Origin of the sequence: Luteimonas changyuni (assembly GCF_039548395.1) — a bacterium.
Lineage (GTDB): Bacteria > Pseudomonadota > Gammaproteobacteria > Xanthomonadales > Xanthomonadaceae > Luteimonas.
The window spans coordinates 1-18,766 of sequence record NZ_JBCLUZ010000044.1; the positions used below are offsets into that span (position 1 = coordinate 1).

The 18,766-nt window shown below is 65.9% G+C and carries 18 protein-coding genes; 8 read left to right on the forward strand and 10 right to left on the reverse strand.

The genetic code is table 11. The features are described from left to right. Positions 1-1,218: 1,218 nt before the first annotated feature. The 6 genes from WCD84_RS13470 to aadA1 all read right to left on the reverse strand — a co-directional run bounded on the left by WCD84_RS13470 (position 1,219) and on the right by aadA1 (position 6,179). Positions 1,219-2,031, reverse strand: a complete 813-nt coding sequence (locus WCD84_RS13470; protein WP_343281699.1) for a hypothetical protein — start codon at positions 2,029-2,031, stop codon at positions 1,219-1,221. Positions 2,032-2,140: 109 nt separating this feature from the next. Then, entirely contained in the window at positions 2,141-2,578 is a 438-nt protein-coding gene (locus WCD84_RS13475; protein WP_343281700.1) for a hypothetical protein, read from the reverse strand. Positions 2,579-3,042: 464 nt separating this feature from the next. Next, positions 3,043-3,345, reverse strand: coding sequence for a hypothetical protein (locus WCD84_RS13480; RefSeq protein WP_343281701.1), 303 nt, complete (start codon positions 3,343-3,345; stop codon positions 3,043-3,045). A gap of 956 nt (positions 3,346-4,301) precedes the next feature. Then, positions 4,302-4,853, reverse strand: coding sequence for a hypothetical protein (locus WCD84_RS13485; RefSeq protein WP_343281702.1), 552 nt, complete (start codon positions 4,851-4,853; stop codon positions 4,302-4,304). 27 nt (positions 4,854-4,880) lie between these two features. Beyond that, positions 4,881-5,324, reverse strand: a complete 444-nt coding sequence (locus tag WCD84_RS13490; RefSeq protein ID WP_343281703.1) for a hypothetical protein — start codon at positions 5,322-5,324, stop codon at positions 4,881-4,883. Positions 5,325-5,387: 63 nt separating this feature from the next. After that, positions 5,388-6,179 carry an ANT(3'')-Ia family aminoglycoside nucleotidyltransferase AadA1 gene (gene aadA1 / locus WCD84_RS13495; protein WP_001206316.1) on the reverse strand — a complete coding sequence of 264 codons (792 nt, stop codon included), beginning with the start codon at positions 6,177-6,179 and terminating at the stop codon, positions 5,388-5,390. A 249-nt stretch (positions 6,180-6,428) separates the two neighbouring features. On the opposite strand from aadA1, the gene WCD84_RS13500 reads away from it, so the two are divergent. After that, entirely contained in the window at positions 6,429-7,376 is a 948-nt protein-coding gene (locus WCD84_RS13500) for an integron integrase (RefSeq protein WP_343281712.1), read from the forward strand. A 4-nt stretch (positions 7,377-7,380) separates the two neighbouring features. On the opposite strand, the gene WCD84_RS13505 is transcribed toward WCD84_RS13500, so the two are convergent. Then, on the reverse strand, positions 7,381-7,860 hold the full coding sequence (locus WCD84_RS13505; RefSeq protein ID WP_343278676.1) for an Lrp/AsnC family transcriptional regulator: 480 nt from the start codon (positions 7,858-7,860) through the stop codon (positions 7,381-7,383). 174 nt (positions 7,861-8,034) lie between these two features. Here WCD84_RS13505 and phhA point away from each other — a divergent pair, with 174 nt between their 5' ends. From phhA to WCD84_RS13525, 4 genes are all read left to right on the forward strand, one after another. Then, positions 8,035-8,937, forward strand: a complete 903-nt coding sequence (phhA, locus tag WCD84_RS13510) for a phenylalanine 4-monooxygenase (RefSeq protein WP_343256023.1) — start codon at positions 8,035-8,037, stop codon at positions 8,935-8,937. A 114-nt stretch (positions 8,938-9,051) separates the two neighbouring features. Beyond that, the gene (locus WCD84_RS13515; protein ID WP_343281713.1) at positions 9,052-11,184 is read left to right on the forward strand and encodes a TonB-dependent receptor family protein; all 2,133 of its coding nucleotides are present in this window, start codon (positions 9,052-9,054) and stop codon (positions 11,182-11,184) included. Positions 11,185-11,278: 94 nt separating this feature from the next. After that, a complete protein-coding gene (locus tag WCD84_RS13520) occupies positions 11,279-12,292 on the forward strand; it encodes a class 1 fructose-bisphosphatase (RefSeq protein WP_343281704.1) in 1,014 nt (337 codons plus the stop codon). A 14-nt stretch (positions 12,293-12,306) separates the two neighbouring features. Then, positions 12,307-13,017 carry a 2OG-Fe(II) oxygenase gene (locus WCD84_RS13525; RefSeq protein ID WP_343281705.1) on the forward strand — a complete coding sequence of 237 codons (711 nt, stop codon included), beginning with the start codon at positions 12,307-12,309 and terminating at the stop codon, positions 13,015-13,017. A 32-nt stretch (positions 13,018-13,049) separates the two neighbouring features. Here the strand turns inward: WCD84_RS13525 and WCD84_RS13530 are convergent, their stop codons facing one another. From WCD84_RS13530 to WCD84_RS13540, 3 genes are all read right to left on the reverse strand, one after another. Then, on the reverse strand, positions 13,050-13,487 hold the full coding sequence (locus WCD84_RS13530) for a response regulator (RefSeq protein ID WP_343281706.1): 438 nt from the start codon (positions 13,485-13,487) through the stop codon (positions 13,050-13,052). After that, positions 13,487-14,305 (reverse strand): sensor histidine kinase, encoded by an 819-nt coding sequence (locus tag WCD84_RS13535; RefSeq protein ID WP_343281707.1) that lies wholly within the window; start codon positions 14,303-14,305, stop codon positions 13,487-13,489. Before WCD84_RS13535 ends, WCD84_RS13530 begins: the two co-directional genes overlap by 1 nt. A gap of 75 nt (positions 14,306-14,380) precedes the next feature. Continuing rightward, positions 14,381-15,496 (reverse strand): PA0069 family radical SAM protein, encoded by a 1,116-nt coding sequence (locus WCD84_RS13540; RefSeq protein ID WP_343281708.1) that lies wholly within the window; start codon positions 15,494-15,496, stop codon positions 14,381-14,383. A gap of 52 nt (positions 15,497-15,548) precedes the next feature. On the opposite strand from WCD84_RS13540, the gene cls reads away from it, so the two are divergent. The 3 genes from cls to WCD84_RS13555 all read left to right on the forward strand — a co-directional run bounded on the left by cls (position 15,549) and on the right by WCD84_RS13555 (position 18,179). Next, a complete protein-coding gene (gene cls / locus WCD84_RS13545) occupies positions 15,549-16,997 on the forward strand; it encodes a cardiolipin synthase (protein ID WP_343281709.1) in 1,449 nt (482 codons plus the stop codon). Between the two features lie 112 nt (positions 16,998-17,109). Beyond that, positions 17,110-17,376, forward strand: coding sequence for a hypothetical protein (locus WCD84_RS13550; RefSeq protein ID WP_343281710.1), 267 nt, complete (start codon positions 17,110-17,112; stop codon positions 17,374-17,376). Between the two features lie 41 nt (positions 17,377-17,417). Continuing rightward, positions 17,418-18,179: a pyridoxine 5'-phosphate synthase gene (locus tag WCD84_RS13555; RefSeq protein ID WP_343281711.1), complete on the forward strand. Its 762-nt coding sequence runs from the start codon at positions 17,418-17,420 to the stop codon at positions 18,177-18,179. Positions 18,180-18,766 lie beyond the last annotated feature (587 nt).

Below are 18,766 nucleotides of genomic sequence, written 5' to 3' on the forward strand. Positions count from 1 at the left end.
AGTTCCTGTCACCGACAACACCCAGCCCACTTCGCACGGTAATTCGCTCGCACTCTACCTGTTGAGCGCCTCGCACAGGGCTTATGAAGATTCGATCCACGACCATGGCCAGCTCCTGAGGCCTAACGCCAGAGTTAAGCCGAGACGCGTAGTGGAGCGAAACACATGGCAAGCTTTACCTGCCATGTGTTTTGCGTAACGAAGCGGCTTCGGCTTGAACGACTTGTTAGGCCGCCGCACCCCGAACTTGCGCCCGATCTTGCGACAGCCCAACCCCTGCGCCGAACAGTACAACAAGTCTGGCCGAACGGCCTCAGGCTGGCACTTGCCGGGGCCAAGGCCGGAACCACCGACTCGCGTGGCCAAGTACTCTCACTGCACCCTGTCCGAAGCCGACTCGGCCGGTCGAACCTTGCGGAGAGTCGCGCCTGTCCGAAGCCGAGCTGCTGCAGGGCTGACTACCGATGCCTGCACCGCGCGTGCGAAGTGCAAACGCTGCGGCTAAGCGAGGCGCTACAGATCGCCTGGAACCCGGCAACGACAGTGCGGGGAACAAGGCCTAACACCTAAGCTAAGCCGAGACGCGTAGTGGAGCGAAACACATGGCAAGCTGTACCTGCCATGTGTTTTGCGTAACGAAGCGGCTTCGGCTTGAGCGCATTGTTAGGCCCGTAGTCCACTGGCAAGAATTCTAGTAGAGATACGCGACTCATTGGCAGCGATTGCATCGACGACGTTGAACAGGTCGGGTAGAGCAAGTGCCTGCTCGCGCGGGATGACTGAACCAAAGGGGCCAAAATCTGTCCACGGGGAGTCAGCTGGGTCCAGTACGGTGTAGATGATATTGCCATCAGCTATGCGACTGGAAAGAACAGCCACTTGGCCTAGCCGCTCCCCATGCTGGTCGTAGATTCCGACGGCAAGCGTGAAGCGGCCCTCGTGCCCCTCGGTCCAGCGATACCAGTAGTCTGCAACAAGAAAATCCTGCGATTGGAGCTCTCCGCAGCCCTCATAGACAGGTCGCCCACAGCAGGAACAGGTTGTCGCGTGCTCCTCGCCGTCTGGAACTGCGACTACTTCGAATGTTTCCATAAGGGCCTAACGCCTAAGTTAAGCCGAGACGCGCAGTGGAGCGAAGCACATGGCAAGCTTTACCTGCCATGTGCTTTGCGGAACGAAGCGGCTTCGGCTTGAACGCATTGTTAGGCGGCACCGGCATCAGGTTACTCCACGTGGCAAGTCGCGGAGGGGCACAAGGCTCAATGCACTCTTGGCAGCGGAAGATGGTGCAGCACACTTTGTCTTGAAAACGACCAATCGCTTTAGACCGCTAATTTTCCGAACAAAATCCCAGTCATGAACTGGGGCGCACGCCTCAATGATAATTGCTTCCACGCTTTCCGGAATTGAGTCGTATGCGAACTTGTCCCTACCGACGTTCTTGAGCTCTAACTGTTTAAGGGACCGCAGTGGGGGTAACGCCCGCAGGTTTCGCGCGTATATTATTTCCAGGTCAACCAAGTGATTCATATCGTGAATAAAGTCAATAGACTCGGCGAAATACCTCACTAACTGCAGCGTCTCAACGCTTGGCGGCAATGGGAATGGGCTAGCGTTCTTGGCGCTGCCAATTTCATAAAGATACGCACTTTTCAGCGCATCCAAGGACTCGAGTCCTGAAGATTCGGGGTGCCATTGATAGCAAATCGTCTGTAACGATGTGAAGATCGTGAAATCTATAGAGAGCTTCCGGCCGACTATGCGGAGATACTTAGCGTGGCTGATTGGCAATAGCTTTGTGCAAGAGAGAGTTTTCGAGAAGTCTACGAACTCGAAATGCTCAACTCCGGTCGCATCCTCAAGAAACCCCCAGTCCGTAACATCCTCTCCTCGAATGAAGAGCCCCGCAGGCACCCCTTGATTTAGGAGTTGGCGTGCAAAGCAGGTGGCTTCGTGCTCACGCCCCGGCAGCACATGAACCAAATGCTGGTCGTGGCATCTGAAGTCATCAACTCGTAGTAAGTCCGTCATGCCGCCTAACACCTAAGTTAAGCCGAATTGCAGCGCGTAGCCGGGCACATGGCAAGCTTTTTCTGCCATGTGGCTGGCGTAGCGATGCAATTTCGGCTTGAACGCATTGTTAGGACTCAGCAGCCGACAATTGACGAGCCTTGTCCAAGCGAGCGGTGAGTTTCGAGGGCCCTGCGCCCGGCGCCTTGGGTTGGCGTTTGTACCGCTGCAGAATCTTGACCTCGTCCGCATAGCGTCGTTCTTTGCGGTAGATGATGGCCAGCTGCTCGTAGTACCAAGGAGCCACCCCCCAACCAGCTCCGGCCGCACGAGATTCCGCTTCTGTCGCATCCACAAGCTGATTGAGCAGCTCTATCGCCTCGTCATGGCGCTTCTCGCGCTTCAGAAGCTTCACTTGCTCCACGAAGTCGGTGTAGTGCTCGTTATTAACCGCGCCGGCCGACTTAATGCGCTGTTGCTCTTCGGCAAATGCATGGACGATCTCCGATGCAACCGCCGTTTCAGAGGTTGGCTTGCCCCGCTCAAATAGCTGTCTCAGCCACCGCATCGCTATCACCTGAGTCCTAACACCAGAGTTAAGCCGCGCTGCAGCGGGGCGTGAAGCACATGGCAAGCTGTACCTGCCATGTGATTTGCGCCCCGATGTGGCGTCGGCTTGAACGACTCGTTAGGCCGCCGTTACCTGGCACCTGCGCCTGACGTGCGGCAGCCCAACCCCTGTGGCGAACAGTACAACAAGTCTGGCCGAACGGCCTGAGGCTGGCGCCTGCTGGGGCGAAGTCAAAGCCAGCGACTCGCGCGGCCAAGAACTCTCACAGCGTTCTGTCCGCAGCCGACTCGGCCGGTCGAATCTCGCGGAGAGTCGCGCCTGTCCAAAGCCGAGGCGCTGCAGGATTAACTGCCGATGCCTGCACCGCGCGTGCGAGGTGCAAACGCTGCGGATAAGCGATGCGCTACGGATCGCCTAGAACCCGGCGACAACAGTGCGGGAAACAAGGCCTAACACCTGAATTAAGCCGCGCCGCGAAGCGGCGTCGGCTTGAATGAATTGTTAGGGCTGATGATACGGTGGGCCACATAGAATGTGATACCGCCCGATGCGCCAAGCCCAAAAGCAGCGCCTGCCAGAGTCAAGTAGCTCGCCCAGTCACGCGGAGGCGAGTAAGGAAAGAACAATAGGCCAGCAGGCAAAAGCCCAACAACTCCACCCGCGATGAGCATGGGTAGGGCGCGAAACGCCCGCTTATGCACAAGCGCGAGCGCGGCTGGCAGGCCGAGAATCATGGCGTGCCCGAAGGCGAGCATGAACGACATGCAGAAGGCAACGAATACAGTCCCCGGCCTGCCTGGAGGGAGTGAGAAGACATACAAAGCAAAGATTGCTGCCGGGGTAGCAGCAGCGGCGACTGTTGATAAGAAGATTGCGAAAGCGTCTCTCATCAGCCCTAACACCAGAGTTAAGCCGTGCCGCAGCGGGGCGTGAAGCACATGGCAAGCTGTATCTGCCATGTGGTTTGCGCCCCGATGTGGCATCGGCTTGAACGACTCGTTAGGCCGCCGCTGCCCGACACCTGCGCCGAACCCCTGCAGCCCAACCCCGAACCGAAACACTACAACAACTTGGCACAGCTGGGCCGTGCCTTGGAACTACGAAGCGAGAACTACAGCTCGCGTGTGCGAGGAGCCTCACCAGGATCTGTCCGAAGCCGACCCGGCAGGTCGAACCTTGCGGAGGGTCACGCCTGTCCGAAGCCGAGGTGCTGCAGGACTGACTGCCGATGCCTGCACCGCGCGCGCGAGGTGCAAACGCTGCGGATAAACGAGGCGCTACAAATTGCCTGGAACCCGGCAACAACAGTGCGGGAAACAAGGCCTAACACCAGAATTAAGCCGCGCCGCGAAGCGGCGTCGGCTTGAATGAATCGTTAGGCGGCAGTCTAGTTGCCACCGATGTCTTTGGGAAAGAGGACGCCCCAAAACGCCCACAAGAGAGCCGATGCCGCAGTAAGGCCAAAGACCAGAAAGACAGATGCGCCGACCCGGAAGCCCTGGGTGTAAGTGTAGATTGCCGACGGGACGACTGCGAAAAGGAGAAGCCATCCCAAGGCCTTGAGGTAGGCCCGGATGGCAGGTTTGTAGAAGCGCGAACGAAGTGACATTTGCCGCCTAACGCCTAAGCTAAGCCGCGCCGCAGCGGGGCGTGAAGCACATGGCAAGCTGCACCTGCCATGTGGTTTGCGCCCCGATGCGGTGTCGGCTTGAGCGCATTGTTAGCTGCTTGCAGCCGAATGCTCGAACTTGATCCTTGCACCGTTGATGAGCCGCATAAAGGGTTCCGTGGCCGACAGTTTTACGTCTGCCCATAGAGTAACCTCGCTGGGGTTGGTCGGCACTTTTGAGAATGGTGCGCCGACACTGAACTCAAAGCCTGTGGGGTCCTGCACCAATACTTGGCGTTGCAGCAACTGGAGCTGACGAGCGCCATCCTGGCTCAGAGCAAGCAAGTATGTGGACACAGGAACTTCTGCTTTGAACAATCCTCCAGAGCGTGATTCCTTAGTCACGCCAAGAAGCGTCAGTTTCATTGCAGCCGCGCGAGTTCCGGAGGAAGTCGTGAGAGACAGACTTAGATGACTTTCGGGAACATCGATCTCAAAGTCTATCGGCACGGATATCTTCACTCGAACTTGCGCGGGGTCAATCTGCGCCAGGGCACGAGGTGACATGGACGACAGGCTTAAGGCAGTGGAAAACGGAATGGATGCGCAGCCGCCACTTAGAAGCAGCATCATGGCCAGCACTACACTCGCAACAACTCGCATGACCCCTCCTAGCAGCTAACGCCTGAGTTAGGGGGTGCCGCGAAGCGGCATCCCCTTGAACGAATTGTTAGCCCCCGCGGATGACTCGCGGGTTCCCTCGCCGTTGTTGAGAATGATCCGGTACTCGTCGTTCGGCAAGTCCTTAACGGTAAAATCCACTCGGACAAAATCTTCGCAGAAGACAACGGGCGCGCCCTCAGGCAGGGTCGTGCGCACTAGTTCGTAGGAGAGAGTGATCAGGCCTGGGCTGACGTCTGCCACACCAGAGTCGTCAGCGATGCGCCTGGTCTGCGTCTCCGTGTCCCAAGCCGTGATTCGCAAGGTGTTGGGGCCGAGCCATGCGGCCTCGACGCGGTTCCAGTCCGAATCGGCCGGGGCACCTGCGCAGTCGCCGCGCTGCACCGTAAAGCCTCCTGCGCTCACGCACGCTGGCAAGGCGAGAAGCACAGCGAAGGCGAGTGTCAGTCTCATCGGGCTAACGCTTGAGTTAAGCCGCGCCGCGAAGCGGCGTCGGCTTGAACGAATTGTTAGACATTATTTGCCGACTACCTTGGTGATCTCGCCTTTCACGTAGTGAACAAATTCTTCCAACTGATCTGCGCGGGAGGCCAAGCGATCTTCTTCTTGTCCAAGATAAGCCTGTCTAGCTTCAAGTATGACGGGCTGATACTGGGCCGGCAGGCGCTCCATTGCCCAGTCGGCAGCGACATCCTTCGGCGCGATTTTGCCGGTTACTGCGCTGTACCAAATGCGGGACAACGTAAGCACTACATTTCGCTCATCGCCAGCCCAGTCGGGCGGCGAGTTCCATAGCGTTAAGGTTTCATTTAGCGCCTCAAATAGATCCTGTTCAGGAACCGGATCAAAGAGTTCCTCCGCCGCTGGACCTACCAAGGCAACGCTATGTTCTCTTGCTTTTGTCAGCAAGATAGCCAGATCAATGTCGATCGTGGCTGGCTCGAAGATACCTGCAAGAATGTCATTGCGCTGCCATTCTCCAAATTGCAGTTCGCGCTTAGCTGGATAACGCCACGGAATGATGTCGTCGTGCACAACAATGGTGACTTCTACAGCGCGGAGAATCTCGCTCTCTCCAGGGGAAGCCGAAGTTTCCAAAAGGTCGTTGATCAAAGCTCGCCGCGTTGTTTCATCAAGCCTTACGGTCACCGTAACCAGCAAATCAATATCACTGTGTGGCTTCAGGCCGCCATCCACTGCGGAGCCGTACAAATGTACGGCCAGCAACGTCGGTTCGAGATGGCGCTCGATGACGCCAACTACCTCTGATAGTTGAGTCGATACTTCGGCGATCACCGCTTCCCTCATGATGTTTAACACTAAGTAGATCCCAAAAGCGGAATGTAGCAGATTGCACTGTAGTCCCACGCTCGCGTTCCCGTCGGGAAAATCCCACCTGAAATCATCCACTTGTCCGCTTGCCGCGCCTGCCTCACGCGGTAATGCTTCCTGAAAATACCTCACGGATGAGGCGGTATGGCATACCGGGGCAAAAGTGAGGCGGTAATCGGCTCCGTGATCGACGCTGCGGGGACCGTTGCAACGCAACCTCCGCGCCTGCTCGACCAGGTGCGCATCCGCTGCCGCGCCAAGCACTACAGCATACGAACCGAGCGGGCCTATGTCGGCTGGGCGCGTCGCTTCATCCTGGCGAACGCAAAGCGCCATCCGCGCGATCTTGGCCTCGTGGAGGTGGAAGCCTTTCTGTCCATGCTCGCGGTGCGCGACGACGTCGCGGCCAGTACCCAGAACCAGGCGCTGTCAGCCCTGCTCTTCCTTTACAAGGAGGTCCTCGGCCTGGAACTGCCCTGGGTCGGGTCCGTCACGCGGGCCAAGCGCCCGAAGAAGCTCCCCGTGGTCCTGACGCATGCGGAGGTCCGTGCACTGCTGGCGCTGGTCGATGGTCAGGCCGGGCTGATGGCCTCCCTGCTCTACGGTGCTGGCATGCGCTTGATGGAGGCGGTGCGGCTGCGCGTGAAGGACATGGACTTCGCGCGCCGGGAAATCATCGTGCGCAATGGCAAGGGCGGCAAGGATCGCCGGGTGCCGCTGCCGCGCACGATCGAAGCCGGGCTCAAGGGGCAAGTCGAACGCGTGCGCATCCTGCACGCACATGATCTGCAGGACGGCTTCGGGGAGGTGTGGTTGCCGCATGCGCTCGGGCGCAAGTATCCGACGGCCGCGCGCGAGTTCGGCTGGCAGTGGGTCTTCCCGGCGCAGCGGCTGTCGGTGGACCCGCGCAGCGGTGTGCGGCGGCGGCACCATGTCGACGAGGGCGTGTTGCAGCGCGCGGTGAAGTCGGCGCGTGCAATGGCCGGCATCGACAAGCCTGCAACATGCCACACGCTGCGCCATTCGTTCGCGACCCACCTGCTGGAATCGGGACACGACATCCGCACGGTGCAGGAACTCCTGGGGCACAAGGACGTGGCCACGACGCAGATCTATACGCATGTGCTCGGGCGTGGTGCCGGCGGCGTACTCAGCCCGCTCGATCGCGAGTAGCCGCTTACGCGGTCGGCAATGGCAGCCCGCGCATCGCCTTGACGGTGCGCAGCACGAAGCTGGAGTTCACGTCGCCCACGCCCGGGCGGGCGAGTACGCGGTCCAGAAGGAAGCGGGAGAAATGCTCGAGGTCGGTCACCATCACCTGCAGCAGGTAGTCCATGTCACCGGTCAGGGCGTGGCAGGCGACGACTTCGTCCCACTCGTTCACGCCGCGGGCGAAGTCGGCCACGGCGGCGGCGTCGTGGTGGTTGAGGCGGATGCGGACGAAGGCGGTCAGACCCAGGCCCAGGCGCTCGGGGTCCACTTCGGCGCGGTAGCCGGCGATCACGCCGCTGCGCTCGAGCCGCTGCACGCGCCGCAGGCAGGCGGACGGTGACAGGTGCACGCGTTCGGCAAGGTCTGCGTTGCTGAGGCGGCCCTGTCGCTGCAGTTCGCCCAAAAGCTGGATGTCGATGCGGTCGAGGATGTCGGTCGGGGCCATCCGGCTCTCCATCGTTGTATGCAACATTATTGCGTCGCAGGCGGCCTGTGGCGCAATGAATGCAAGCATCTTGCGCCCGTATGCGGCTAGAGTCGATGGATAGCGGTCCTGACACGCACAAAGCTGCCTTCGCCGGTACTGCAGGTCACGTCCGCGCCCATTTCGGAGTCTTCCATGTCCACGCCCAATCCGGCCCAGCCCCGTCGCCTCGAGAACCTCCACACCGACAAGGGCAAGGTGCCGGTGTACGCCACCGGCGTGGTCGACCAGGACTGGGCTGGCTACACCGCCGAGGACCATGCCACCTGGGCAACCCTGTTCGAACGCCAGCGCAAGCTGCTGGTCGGGCGCGCCAGCGCTGAGTTCCTGCGCGCGCAGGATGCGATGGGAATGACGCCGGACCGGATCCCCAGGTACACCGATCTCAACGCCGTGCTGGAGCCGGCCACTGGCTGGCGGCTGATCGGAGTCGAGGGCCTGCTGCCTGAACTCGACTTCTTCGAGCACCTCGCCAACCGCCGATTCCCGGTCACCTGGTGGATCCGGCGCCCGGACCAGATCGACTACATCGAAGAGCCCGACCTCTTCCACGATCTGTTCGGCCACGTGCCGCTGCTGATGAACCCGGTGTTCGCCGATTACATGGCGGCGTACGGGCGCGGTGGGGTCAAGGCGCACGCCATCGGCGCCGACGCGCTGCAGAACCTGACGCGGCTGTACTGGTACACGGTGGAGTTCGGGCTGATCCGCGAGGCCGGCGAACTGCGCATCTATGGCAGCGGCATCGTCTCGTCCAGCGGCGAGTCGGTGCATTCACTGGAGTCGCCGGCGCCCAACCGCATCGGCTTCGACCTCGAGCGCATCATGCGCACGCGCTACCGCATCGACACCTACCAGAAAACCTACTTCGTCATCGACAGCTTCGAACAGCTGATGGCGGCCACCGAGCCCGACTTCACTCCGATCTACGCCCGGCTGGCCGAGCAGGACTCGATTCCGGCCGGCACCGTGCTCGACACCGACCACGCCTATCAGCGCGGCACCGGCGAAGGCTGGTCCACCGAGGGCGACGTCTGACGGCTGGCGGGAACACTCCATTCCCGCACTTGCACGCCATCTCCCGCTGCCGCGGGAGACAATGTCGGCATGACATTGACGCCCCCTCTGCGGCCGGCCGCTTCCGCGCCGGCAATGCTGCCCTTCGCCATCGCCCTCATCCTCGCCGCCGCGCCCGCCCTCGCCCAGGGCCCAGCGGACACGGCCCCCGGCGCCGCAGCCGACTCCACCACCCTCGACGCGATCGTCGTCGAAGCCACCCGCCTGCGCTCGGTCCCGGCCTTCGACACGCCCGCCTCCACCGCCACCATCAACCTCGCCGGCGACATCTCCGGTGCCAACGCCGATGTCGCCGATGCCCTGCGCGGCATCCCCGGCCTGCTCGCGCGCGACCGCCAGAACCTCGCGCAGGACACCCAGCTCTCGATCCGCGGCTTCGGTTCGCGCGCGACCTTCGGCGTGCGCGGCCTGCGCCTGTACGCCGACGGCATCCCGGCCTCGATGCCCGACGGCCAGGGCCAGCTTTCGCACTTCAGCCTTGCCGGCGCCGAGCGCATCGAAGTGCTGCGCGGGCCGTACTCGGCCCTGCACGGCAACTCGTCCGGCGGCGTGGTCTCGATCCACAGCGCCGACGGCCAGCCCGGCGATCCCTGGTCGCTGCGCGCGACCGTGGGCAGCGACGGCACCTGGACGGCTGCCGCGCGGCTGCTTGGCGGCAACGATGTCGTCGGCTACAACTTCGCGGTGTCGCGCCTGGACACCGATGGCTGGCGCGACCATTCCGCGGCGCGGCGCGACGTCGCCAACCTCAAGCTCGGTTTCGACCTGGGCGAGCGCCGACGGCTGTCGCTGGTGCTCAACCACGTCGACATCCCCGAGGCGCGCGATCCGCTGGGGCTCACCGCCGCGCAGGTGCGCGAAAACCCGCGCCAGGCGGTCGCCAACGCGCACATCTATGACACCCGCAAGAGCGTGCGCCAGTCGCAGGCCGGCGCGGTCTACGAGCACGGCTTCGGTGAGGCGCACGCACTGCGCGTCTCGGCCTGGGGCGGCGACCGCGAGGTGACGCAGGTGCTGCCGATCCCGCCGGCGCCGCAGGGCAATCCGCTGCATTCCGGCGGTGTGATCAGCCTCGACAACCGCTACGCCGGCTACGACGCACGCTGGACCTGGAGCGGTTCGCTCGCGGAGCGGCCGTTGGAGTTCGCCCTTGGCGTCAACGGCGAGCGCCAGCGCCAGCAGCGCCGCGGCTTCGAGAATTTCGTTGGCGACGCGCTCGGCGTGCGCGGTGCGCTGCGCCGCGACGAGCGCAACCGCGTCGACGCCAACGATGTCTACGCCCAGGCCTGGTGGCAGTTCGCGCCGCGCTGGTCGCTGCTGCTCGGCGCGCGCCACAGCGAGGTCGAGTTCACCTCTCGCGACCGCTACGTCGCCGCCGGAAATCCCGACGACAGCGGCCGCGTGGAGTTCAGCGAGACCTCGCCGGTGGCGGGCATCACCTTCGCGCCTTCGGAGCACCTGCTGATCTACGCCTCGGCCGGCCGCGGCTTCGAGACGCCCACCTTCAACGAACTTTCCTATCGCGCAGACGGCGGCGCGGGCCTGGCCTTCGACCTGCAGCCGGCAGTCAGCGACAACTACGAGTTCGGCATGAAGTGGCGCATGCCTGCCGGCGGCCAGCTCGAGGCCGCGCTGTTCCGCGCCGATACCGATGACGAGATCGCGGTCGCCCGCAACGTCTCCGGCCGCAGCAGCTACCGCAATGCCGGCGGCGCGCGCCGCCAGGGCGTGGAGCTGTCCTGGCTGCAGCCGCTGGGTGAGGCCTGGGACCTGCGGCTGGCGGCGACGCAGCTGGACGCGGAGTTCCGCGGCTGCGGCGGCGCGGCCACCGCCCCGGATGCCTGCATCGGCGGCACCGGCGACTCCAACCGCCGGATCCCCGGCGTCCCCGAGCGCCAGGTCTTCGCCCGCCTGCAGTGGAACGGCGGCCCCTGGCGCGCCGCGCTCGAGGGTGAAGCCCTCGGCAACGTCGCCGTCAACGATGCCGGCACCGCCTCCGCACCGGGCTACGGCCTGCTGCACGTCGAGGCCTCGCGCAGCTGGAATACCGCCAGCGGTCCGCTTCGCCTGTTCGCGCGCATCGACAACCTGCTCGACCGCGACCACATCGGCTCGGTGATCGTGAACGAAGGCAACGGCCGCTTCTACGAACCCGGCGCCGACCGCACCTGGCTCCTCGGCCTCGAGTGGCAGTTCGACCGCCGCTGACACCACGGCGTCCCGCAGCCGCTTCCGCAGGGCCCTGCAGCCCGCCGCACCTTGGGCGACAATGGCGCCCCGTCCGCCACTGCGCAGGTCCGCGATGTCCAGCCACGTCTCCCTCACCCGCCACCTGATCGAGGAGCAGCGCGCCGGACGCATCAATGCCGACCTGCGCCAGCTGATCGCCGTGGTCGCCCGCGCCTGCACCAGCATCTCGATCGCGGTCGGCAAGGGCGCGCTCGGCGGCGTGCTCGGCGACGCCGGCACCGGCAACGTGCAGGGCGAGGCGCAGAAGAAGCTCGACGTCCTGTCCAACGACATCCTGCTCGAGGCCAACGCCTGGGGCGGCCATCTCGCGGCCTGCGCGTCGGAAGAAATGGAGCACTGCCACCCCATCCCCGACGCCTACCCGCGCGGCAACTACCTGCTGCTGTTCGATCCCCTCGACGGCTCCAGCAACATCGACGTCAACGTTTCGGTCGGCACCATTTTCTCCGTGCTGCGCTGTCCCGAGGGCGTGACCGCCGCCTGCGACGAGGACTTCCTGCAGCCCGGCACCGCCCAGGTCGCGGCCGGCTACTGCGTCTACGGGCCGCAGACGACCCTGGTGCTGACCTTCGGCCACGGCACCCACGCCTTCACCCTCGACCGCGAACAGGGCGTCTTCGTACTCACCCGCGAGGCCATCCGCATCCCGGAGGAGACGAAGGAGTTCGCGATCAACATGTCCAACCAGCGCCACTGGGAAGCGCCGATGCAGGACTACGTGCGCGACCTGCTCTGCGGCAAGGAGGGCCCGCGCGGCAAGGACTTCAACATGCGCTGGGTGGCCTCGATGGTCGCCGACGTGCACCGCATCCTCACCCGCGGCGGCATCTTCATCTATCCCTGGGACAAAAAGGATCCATCCAAGGCCGGCAAGCTGCGCCTGATGTACGAGGCCAACCCGATGTCCTTCCTGGTCGAACAGGCCGGCGGCGCCGCCACCAACGGCCGCGATCGCATCATGGAGATCGCGCCCGGCCAGCTGCACCAGCGCGTCCCCGTCTTCCTCGGCTCGAAGTCGGAAGTCGAAGCCGCCACCCGCTACCACCGCGACCACGACGCCTCCTGACCAGAGGCACTCCGATGAGCCACGCATCCGCAGCAGACTTCATCGAAGTAACGCCCGGCGCGCTCGACGCCGCCACCTGCGCCGCCATCGTCGAGCGCATGCGCGCCAGCGATGCGCTGCAGCCCGGCCGCGTCGGCAGCGGCGTGTTCCCGGAGCTGAAAAAGAGCCGCGACATCGGCCTGGCCGGCCGCGCCGACTGGGCCGACGTCGAACAGACCTTGAATGTGGCGGTGTATGGCGGCCTGCTCGCCTACCTGCGTCGCTACCCCCAGGTCCTGATCGCACCGCTGATGCTGCAGCAGCCCGCGGCCGACGGTGCCCTGCGCCGGCTCGAGGCCGACGACATCACGCGCATGGACGCGCGTGCACTCGGCAAGCTGGCCATGGCCTGCCTGCGCCCCGGCACGGTCAACCTGCAGTGGTATACCGCCGACGAAGGCGGCTATCCCTACTGGCACTGCGAGCTCTACCCGCGCGACCCGCAGGCCGAGACCCTGCACCGCCACCTGCTGTGGACGGTCTATCTCAACGACGGCTTCGACGCCGGCGAAACCGAGTTCATGTTCCAGCAGCGCAAGGTCAAACCCCGTACCGGCGACCTCCTGATCGCCCCGACCGCCTTCACCCACACCCACCGCGGCAACCGCCCCGAAGGCGGCGACAAGTTCATCGCCACCAGCTGGATCCTGTTCCAGCGCGCAGAGGCGCTGTTTGCCGGTGCGTAAGAGGCTTTCCCGGCCTTCCGGTTGGCGAACAACTAGCCCTCGCGCGGATGGTTCAGCACCAGCCAGTACATCCCCACCTGCTTCACCGCCCACATGAACTGGCCGAAATCGACCGGCTTGCGGATATAGCTGTTGGCACCCAGCGAATAGCAGGCCTCGACGTCGAAGGGCTCGGCGCTGGTCGTCATCACCACCACCGGAAGGCTGCGCAGGCTGGGCTCGGCGCGGATCGCCTGCAGCACCTCGCGGCCATCCATGCGCGGCATGTTGAGGTCCAGCAGCACCAGCGAAGGATGGTCACCGGGATCGCGGCTGGCATGCCTGCCGCGCGCGAACAGGTAGTCCAGGGCGTCCACGCCGTTGTCGACGACGTGCAGCGGGTTGGCGATTTTCGCTTCGGCGAACGCGATCCGGGTCAGCTCCACATCGTCCGGATTGTCCTCGACCAGCAGGATCGGCCTGGTGCTCATCACGGCCGGGCGTCCTGGGCGGCAGGAAGCTCGACGTGGAACACGCTGCCCCGGCCGGGCTCGGAGTCGACCCCGAGACCGCCGCCGAGCCGCGTGGCGATGCGCTGCGCGATCGCCAGTCCCAGGCCATGGCCGCCGCCCTCGTCGGGGCCGTGGACGCGCTGGAAGGGTTCGAACACGCGCCCGGCATGGCTGGTGTCGAAGCCGCTGCCCTGGTCACGGACGTGGATCCGCACGCGGTCGCCGTGGCGTTCGGCGGTGATGGCGATGCGCACCGCGTCGCGAGCGCCGGAAAATTTCCAGGCGTTGTGGAGCAGATGGTCGAACAGGAGCTTGAGCTGGCGTTCGTCCGCGCGCGCGCGCATGCCGGGCTGCACGCTGGCTTCGACCAGGCGCCCGGGATCGGCATCGCGCAGTTCCATCAGCGCCCAGTCGGCAAGCAGGCTGGCGTCGACGTCGGCGACAGTCAGATGGTCGTGCGAGGCCCGTGACAGCGCTTGCAGCGCGTCCAGCAGCGAAGCCATGCGTGCGGCGGCGGCGCGGATCCTGGCCAGGTAGTCGCGGCCGGTCGCGTCCAGCGCCTCGCCGGACCCCGACTCCAGCATCGCGGAGAAGCCCTCGATCGCGCGCAGCGGCGCGCGCAGGTCATGGGCGATGCCGTACGACACCAGGGCCTGGTCCTTCAGGACGCTGGCCAGCTGCGCTTCGCATTCGCTCAGTCGTGCCGCGGTGGTGTCGCCCACGTCCGTGGACGGGTCGTGCGTATCGACCCCCGCGCCACCGGCAGGCGGCGGTGCATGGGTTGGATCCTGTCTCATCGCGGAACCGTACACCACCGCGCCGTCGTGGTGGCGTGTAGGATCCGTGAATTCCCGACCCTGGCTGGACGCCCCCTAGAACAGCTGGCCCTGTGGCGAGGCAGGCCGCGGCGCGACGAAGCGCGTGCAGTCCAGCGCCGGAAGATGCGCGAACCCGAGCTGTCGCCAGGCACGGCTGAAACGCGCCGCCAGCAGCTGCGCGAAGGGCCCCTGGCCGCGCATGCGGCTGCCGAAGGCGCTGTCGTAATCGCGTCCGCCGCGCATCTGCGCGACCAGGCTCATCACATGCGCGGCGCGCTCGGGATAGTGCAGGGCCAGCCACTCGCGCCAGATCGCTTTCAGTTCATGCGGCAGGCGCAGCAGCACGTACGACGCGTCGGACGCACCGGCCTCGCGCGCGGCGGCCATGATCGCCTCCAGCTCGCTGTCGGTGATCGCCGGGATCACCGGCGCCACCATCACGCTGACCGGCACGCCCGCCTCGTGCAGTCCGGCGATCGCCTTCAGCCGGGTATGCGGCGCAGAGGCACGGGGCTCCATGCGTGCGGCCAGCCGGTTGTCGAGCGTGGTCACCGACACCGCCACCTGCACCAGGCCGTCGGCGGCCATTGGCGCGAGCAGGTCCAGGTCGCGCAGCACCAGTGCGTTCTTGGTGATCAGGTGCACGGGATGGCGGGCCTCGGACAGCACTTCAAGCAGCGCACGGGTGATGCGCCGGCTGCGCTCGATGGGCTGGTAGGCGTCGGTGTTCACCCCCAGCGCGATCACCGCGCAGCGGTAGCGCGGGCGCGCCAGCTCCGCGCGCAGCAGTTCGGCGGCATTGGTCTTGGCGAACAGCCGGGTTTCGAAATCCAGGCCCGGCGACAGGTCGAGGTAGGCGTGGCTCGGACGCGCGAAGCAGTAGACGCAGCCGTGCTCGCACCCCCGGTAGGGATTGATCGACTGGCCGAAGCCGACATCGGGCGACTGGTTGCGGCTGATGATGCTGCGCGCACGCTCGGTCGTGACCACGGTGTCCGGGCCGGGGTCGAGCGCTTCGCCGCTGGCGTCCGAGAAGTCGTGGCCGGAGCCCCAGCCGTCGTCCGCCCGGGTGGCGCTGCGCTGCTCGAAGCGGCCCGGCTCCCACGACGCCGAGCCGCGGCCCTTCGGGGCACCCAGGACCGCAAGCTTCGCTTTGCCATCGTCGCGCATCGGGCTAGCCTACGCAGCAGTTGTCGCAGCTCCTGCGACAGGGGAGCGCTCTGTGGACGCGTTGCGCGAAGCCTGGCAGGCACTGCTTTCGATACCGCACCTTGGCGCCTGGCTGGTCGCCGCCTGGGCCGCGTACCTGGTGCTGCTGGGCGGCGTCATCATCCTCAAGAAGCGCGAACCGGTGGCCACCCTCAGCTGGCTGCTGGGCCTGGCTCTGCTGCCCTACCTGGGCCTCTTCATCTACCACGTCTTCGGGCCGCAGAGGATCGAGCGCCAGCGGCTGCGGCGCGCACGCAGCCGCCAGTCGGCGCCGGCCGGCGAAGCCTTCGCCGACGCCGCCCACGCCGACGCCGCCGAACTCGCGCGCCTGGCCACCGCCACCACCGGCCTGTCGCAGTCGAGCGCGCGCGACGTGCGCCTGCTGGTCGACGGTGCCGCCAAGTACCAGGCGCTGCTGGCCGATATCGCCGCGGCCACGAAGCACGTGCACCTGGAGTACTACATCTACGAGGCCGACCGCACCGGCACCGCGCTGCGCGACGCCCTGGTCGAGCGCGCCCGCGCCGGCGTACGGGTGCGGCTGCTGCTGGATGCGATCGGGTCGGCCAACGCGCGACGGTTCTTCAAGCCGCTGATCGAGGCCGGCGGCGAGCTCGCCTGGTTCCACCCGATGCGCTTCGGCCACGTCTGGCGGCGGCCATGGGCGAACCTGCGCACCCACCGCAAGATCGTGGTCATCGACGGATGCGTGGCCTACACCGGCGGCATGAACGTCACCGACGAGCAGGACGAACGCCTGGGCGACTCCGCCTACCGCGACCTTCACCTGCGCCTCGAGGGCGCCGTGGTGCGCGTGCTCCAGCTGGTGTTCTGCGAGGACTGGGCCTATGCCACCGGCGACCATGCCTTCCTGTCCGACGTCGCCCGCGACACGCCGCGCGAAGCCGCGCCAGGCCCGGTCCGCGCGCAGGTGCTGGTGTCCGGCCCGGATTCGCCCTGGGAGGCGATCCACCGCCTGCACGTCTCGGCGATCCAGGCCGCGAAGCACCGCGTGTGGCTGACCACGCCCTACTTCGTGCCCGGCGAGGCCGCGATGATGGCGCTGACCTCGGCGGCGCTGGCAGGCCTGGACGTGCGCCTGGTGGTGCCCCGCGACAGCGACTCGAAGCTGGTGACGCTGGCCGCACGCTCCTACTTCGGCCCGCTGCTGGTCGCGGGCGTGAAGATCTACGAATACGGCCCGCGCATGCTGCACAGCAAATCGCTGCTGGTCGATGACGAACTGGTCGTGATCGGCAGCGCCAACTTCGACCACCGCAGCTTCCGCCTCAACTTCGAGGTCTCGGTGCTCTTCGACGATCCCGGCATCGCCGCAGCCCTCGCCGCGCTGATCGAAGGCGAGCTGGCACATGCGCCGAGGGTGCAGCGCGGCCGCCAACGCCCGCTGCTGCGCGCGCGCCTGCCCGAAGCCCTGGCGCGTCTGATGTCGCCGCTGCTGTAAGCCATCCGTGCGCCCGGTTCTGCGACCGGCGGCACGCTGCCACCGCCCGGCGGCCGCACGCGCGCGCGCCGGCAGCGGCTAGACTTCGGGACAGTTCCCGTGGAGGCGTGCGATGCCCTGGTTGTTCCTGCTGCTGGCCGTGACCGCGTTCGCCGTGGCGCTGAACGCGTCGTCGATGGTGCTTGCCGTGCTTTGCCTGCTGGTGGCACTGGCTGCCACCGTGGCCTGGGTGCTGGGCCTGCTCGCGCAGCGCGTGGGCAACCAGTCGCGCGACGACAGCATGATGCTCGATCCGGTCGAGCTGAAGCGCCTGCGCGAGCAGGCGGAAGCGCGCCGCATCGCCGGGCAGGCCCGGACCGGCGAACCCCCGCACGGCTGAACCCCTGCCGCCGGGCGCACGGGGACGGGTATCCTGCCCCCATGACCCGGCTCAGCGTCAACCTCAACAAGATCGCCGTGCTGCGCAACTCACGCGGCGGCGGCGAACCCGACATGCTGCGCGCGGCCCGTGCCTGCCTTGATGCCGGCGCCCACGGCCTGACCCTGCATCCGCGCCCCGACGCGCGCCACGCCCGCGCCGACGATGTCATGGCGCTGGCGGGGCTCGCCTCCGGGCGCGGGCTTGAGCTCAATCTCGAAGGCAACCCGTTCGCGGCGCCGCGGCCCGGCTATCCGGGATTCATCGCCCTGTGCCGCGAGGCCCGTCCCGCCCAGGCCACCCTGGTGCCCGACGACGACGGCCAGATCACCTCCGACCACGGCTTCGACTTCGTCCGCGACGGCGCCCGCCTTGCGCCGATCGTGGCCGAACTGCGCGCGCTCGGCTGCCGGGTCAGCCTGTTCGCCGATGCACATGCCGACTCCGGTGCCGGTGGCGCCGCGATCGAAGCCGCCGCCGCCACCGGAGCCGACCGCATCGAGATCTACACCGGCCCCTTCGCCGAAGAGCACGCCGCCGGCAGCGCAACCGGCGCGCTCGCCGCCTGCGCCGAAACCGCGCGCCGCGCACGCGCCGCAGGACTGGGCGTCAACGCCGGCCACGACCTCAGCCAGTCCAACCTCGCCGACTTCCTGGCTGCCGTGCCCGGCGTCGAGGAAGTCTCGATCGGCCATGCGCTGATCGGGGAAGCGCTGTACGAGGGCCTGGCCATGACCGTCCGCCGGTATCTCGCGCTGCTGTAGGCAAGCGCGGGCCAAAAAAGGTTCTTCTCCCAACCAGGGCTCGCACGCCCCGGGGCCAATCCCGTGGAACGGCGCCTCCCCAGCCTGTGGGAACGGCGCCTCCCCAGCCTGTGGGAGCGGCGCCTCCCCAGCCTGTGGGAGCGGCGCCTCCCGAGCCTGTGGGAGCGGCTACAGCCGCGATCGACGGCAGCGCGGGACCAATTTGTTGCGTCTGGAGCAGCTCCGTCCTGATTCTGGCTGCCCGTGCCGCGCATTTCTCCGTTTTAGTCCGCGCTGCCCGTCCCGCGCACAGGGGGTGTGCTGCGCCGGCCGTCTCCGCGTCCTGCTCCCAGCGGCCGGGCGCCGGCCATCCATGGCCGGCTCTCCGCACACCCCCTGTGCACGGGACGGGCCGTGGCGTTTTCCTGCTTCGGGACGGAGATCAAGAGCGAGCGCGCTCGTGCTCGTGCTCGTGCTCGTGGGCGTAGCCGTGGCCGCGGTCGCGGGCGCGGCCGCGGCGGTGCCGCTTGGTCCGGTGACGATCCAACCGGAGTCGACGTCGACTAGACGTTGCCTCCGTCCACCACCGCCCAAAAGGTCCGGGCCCG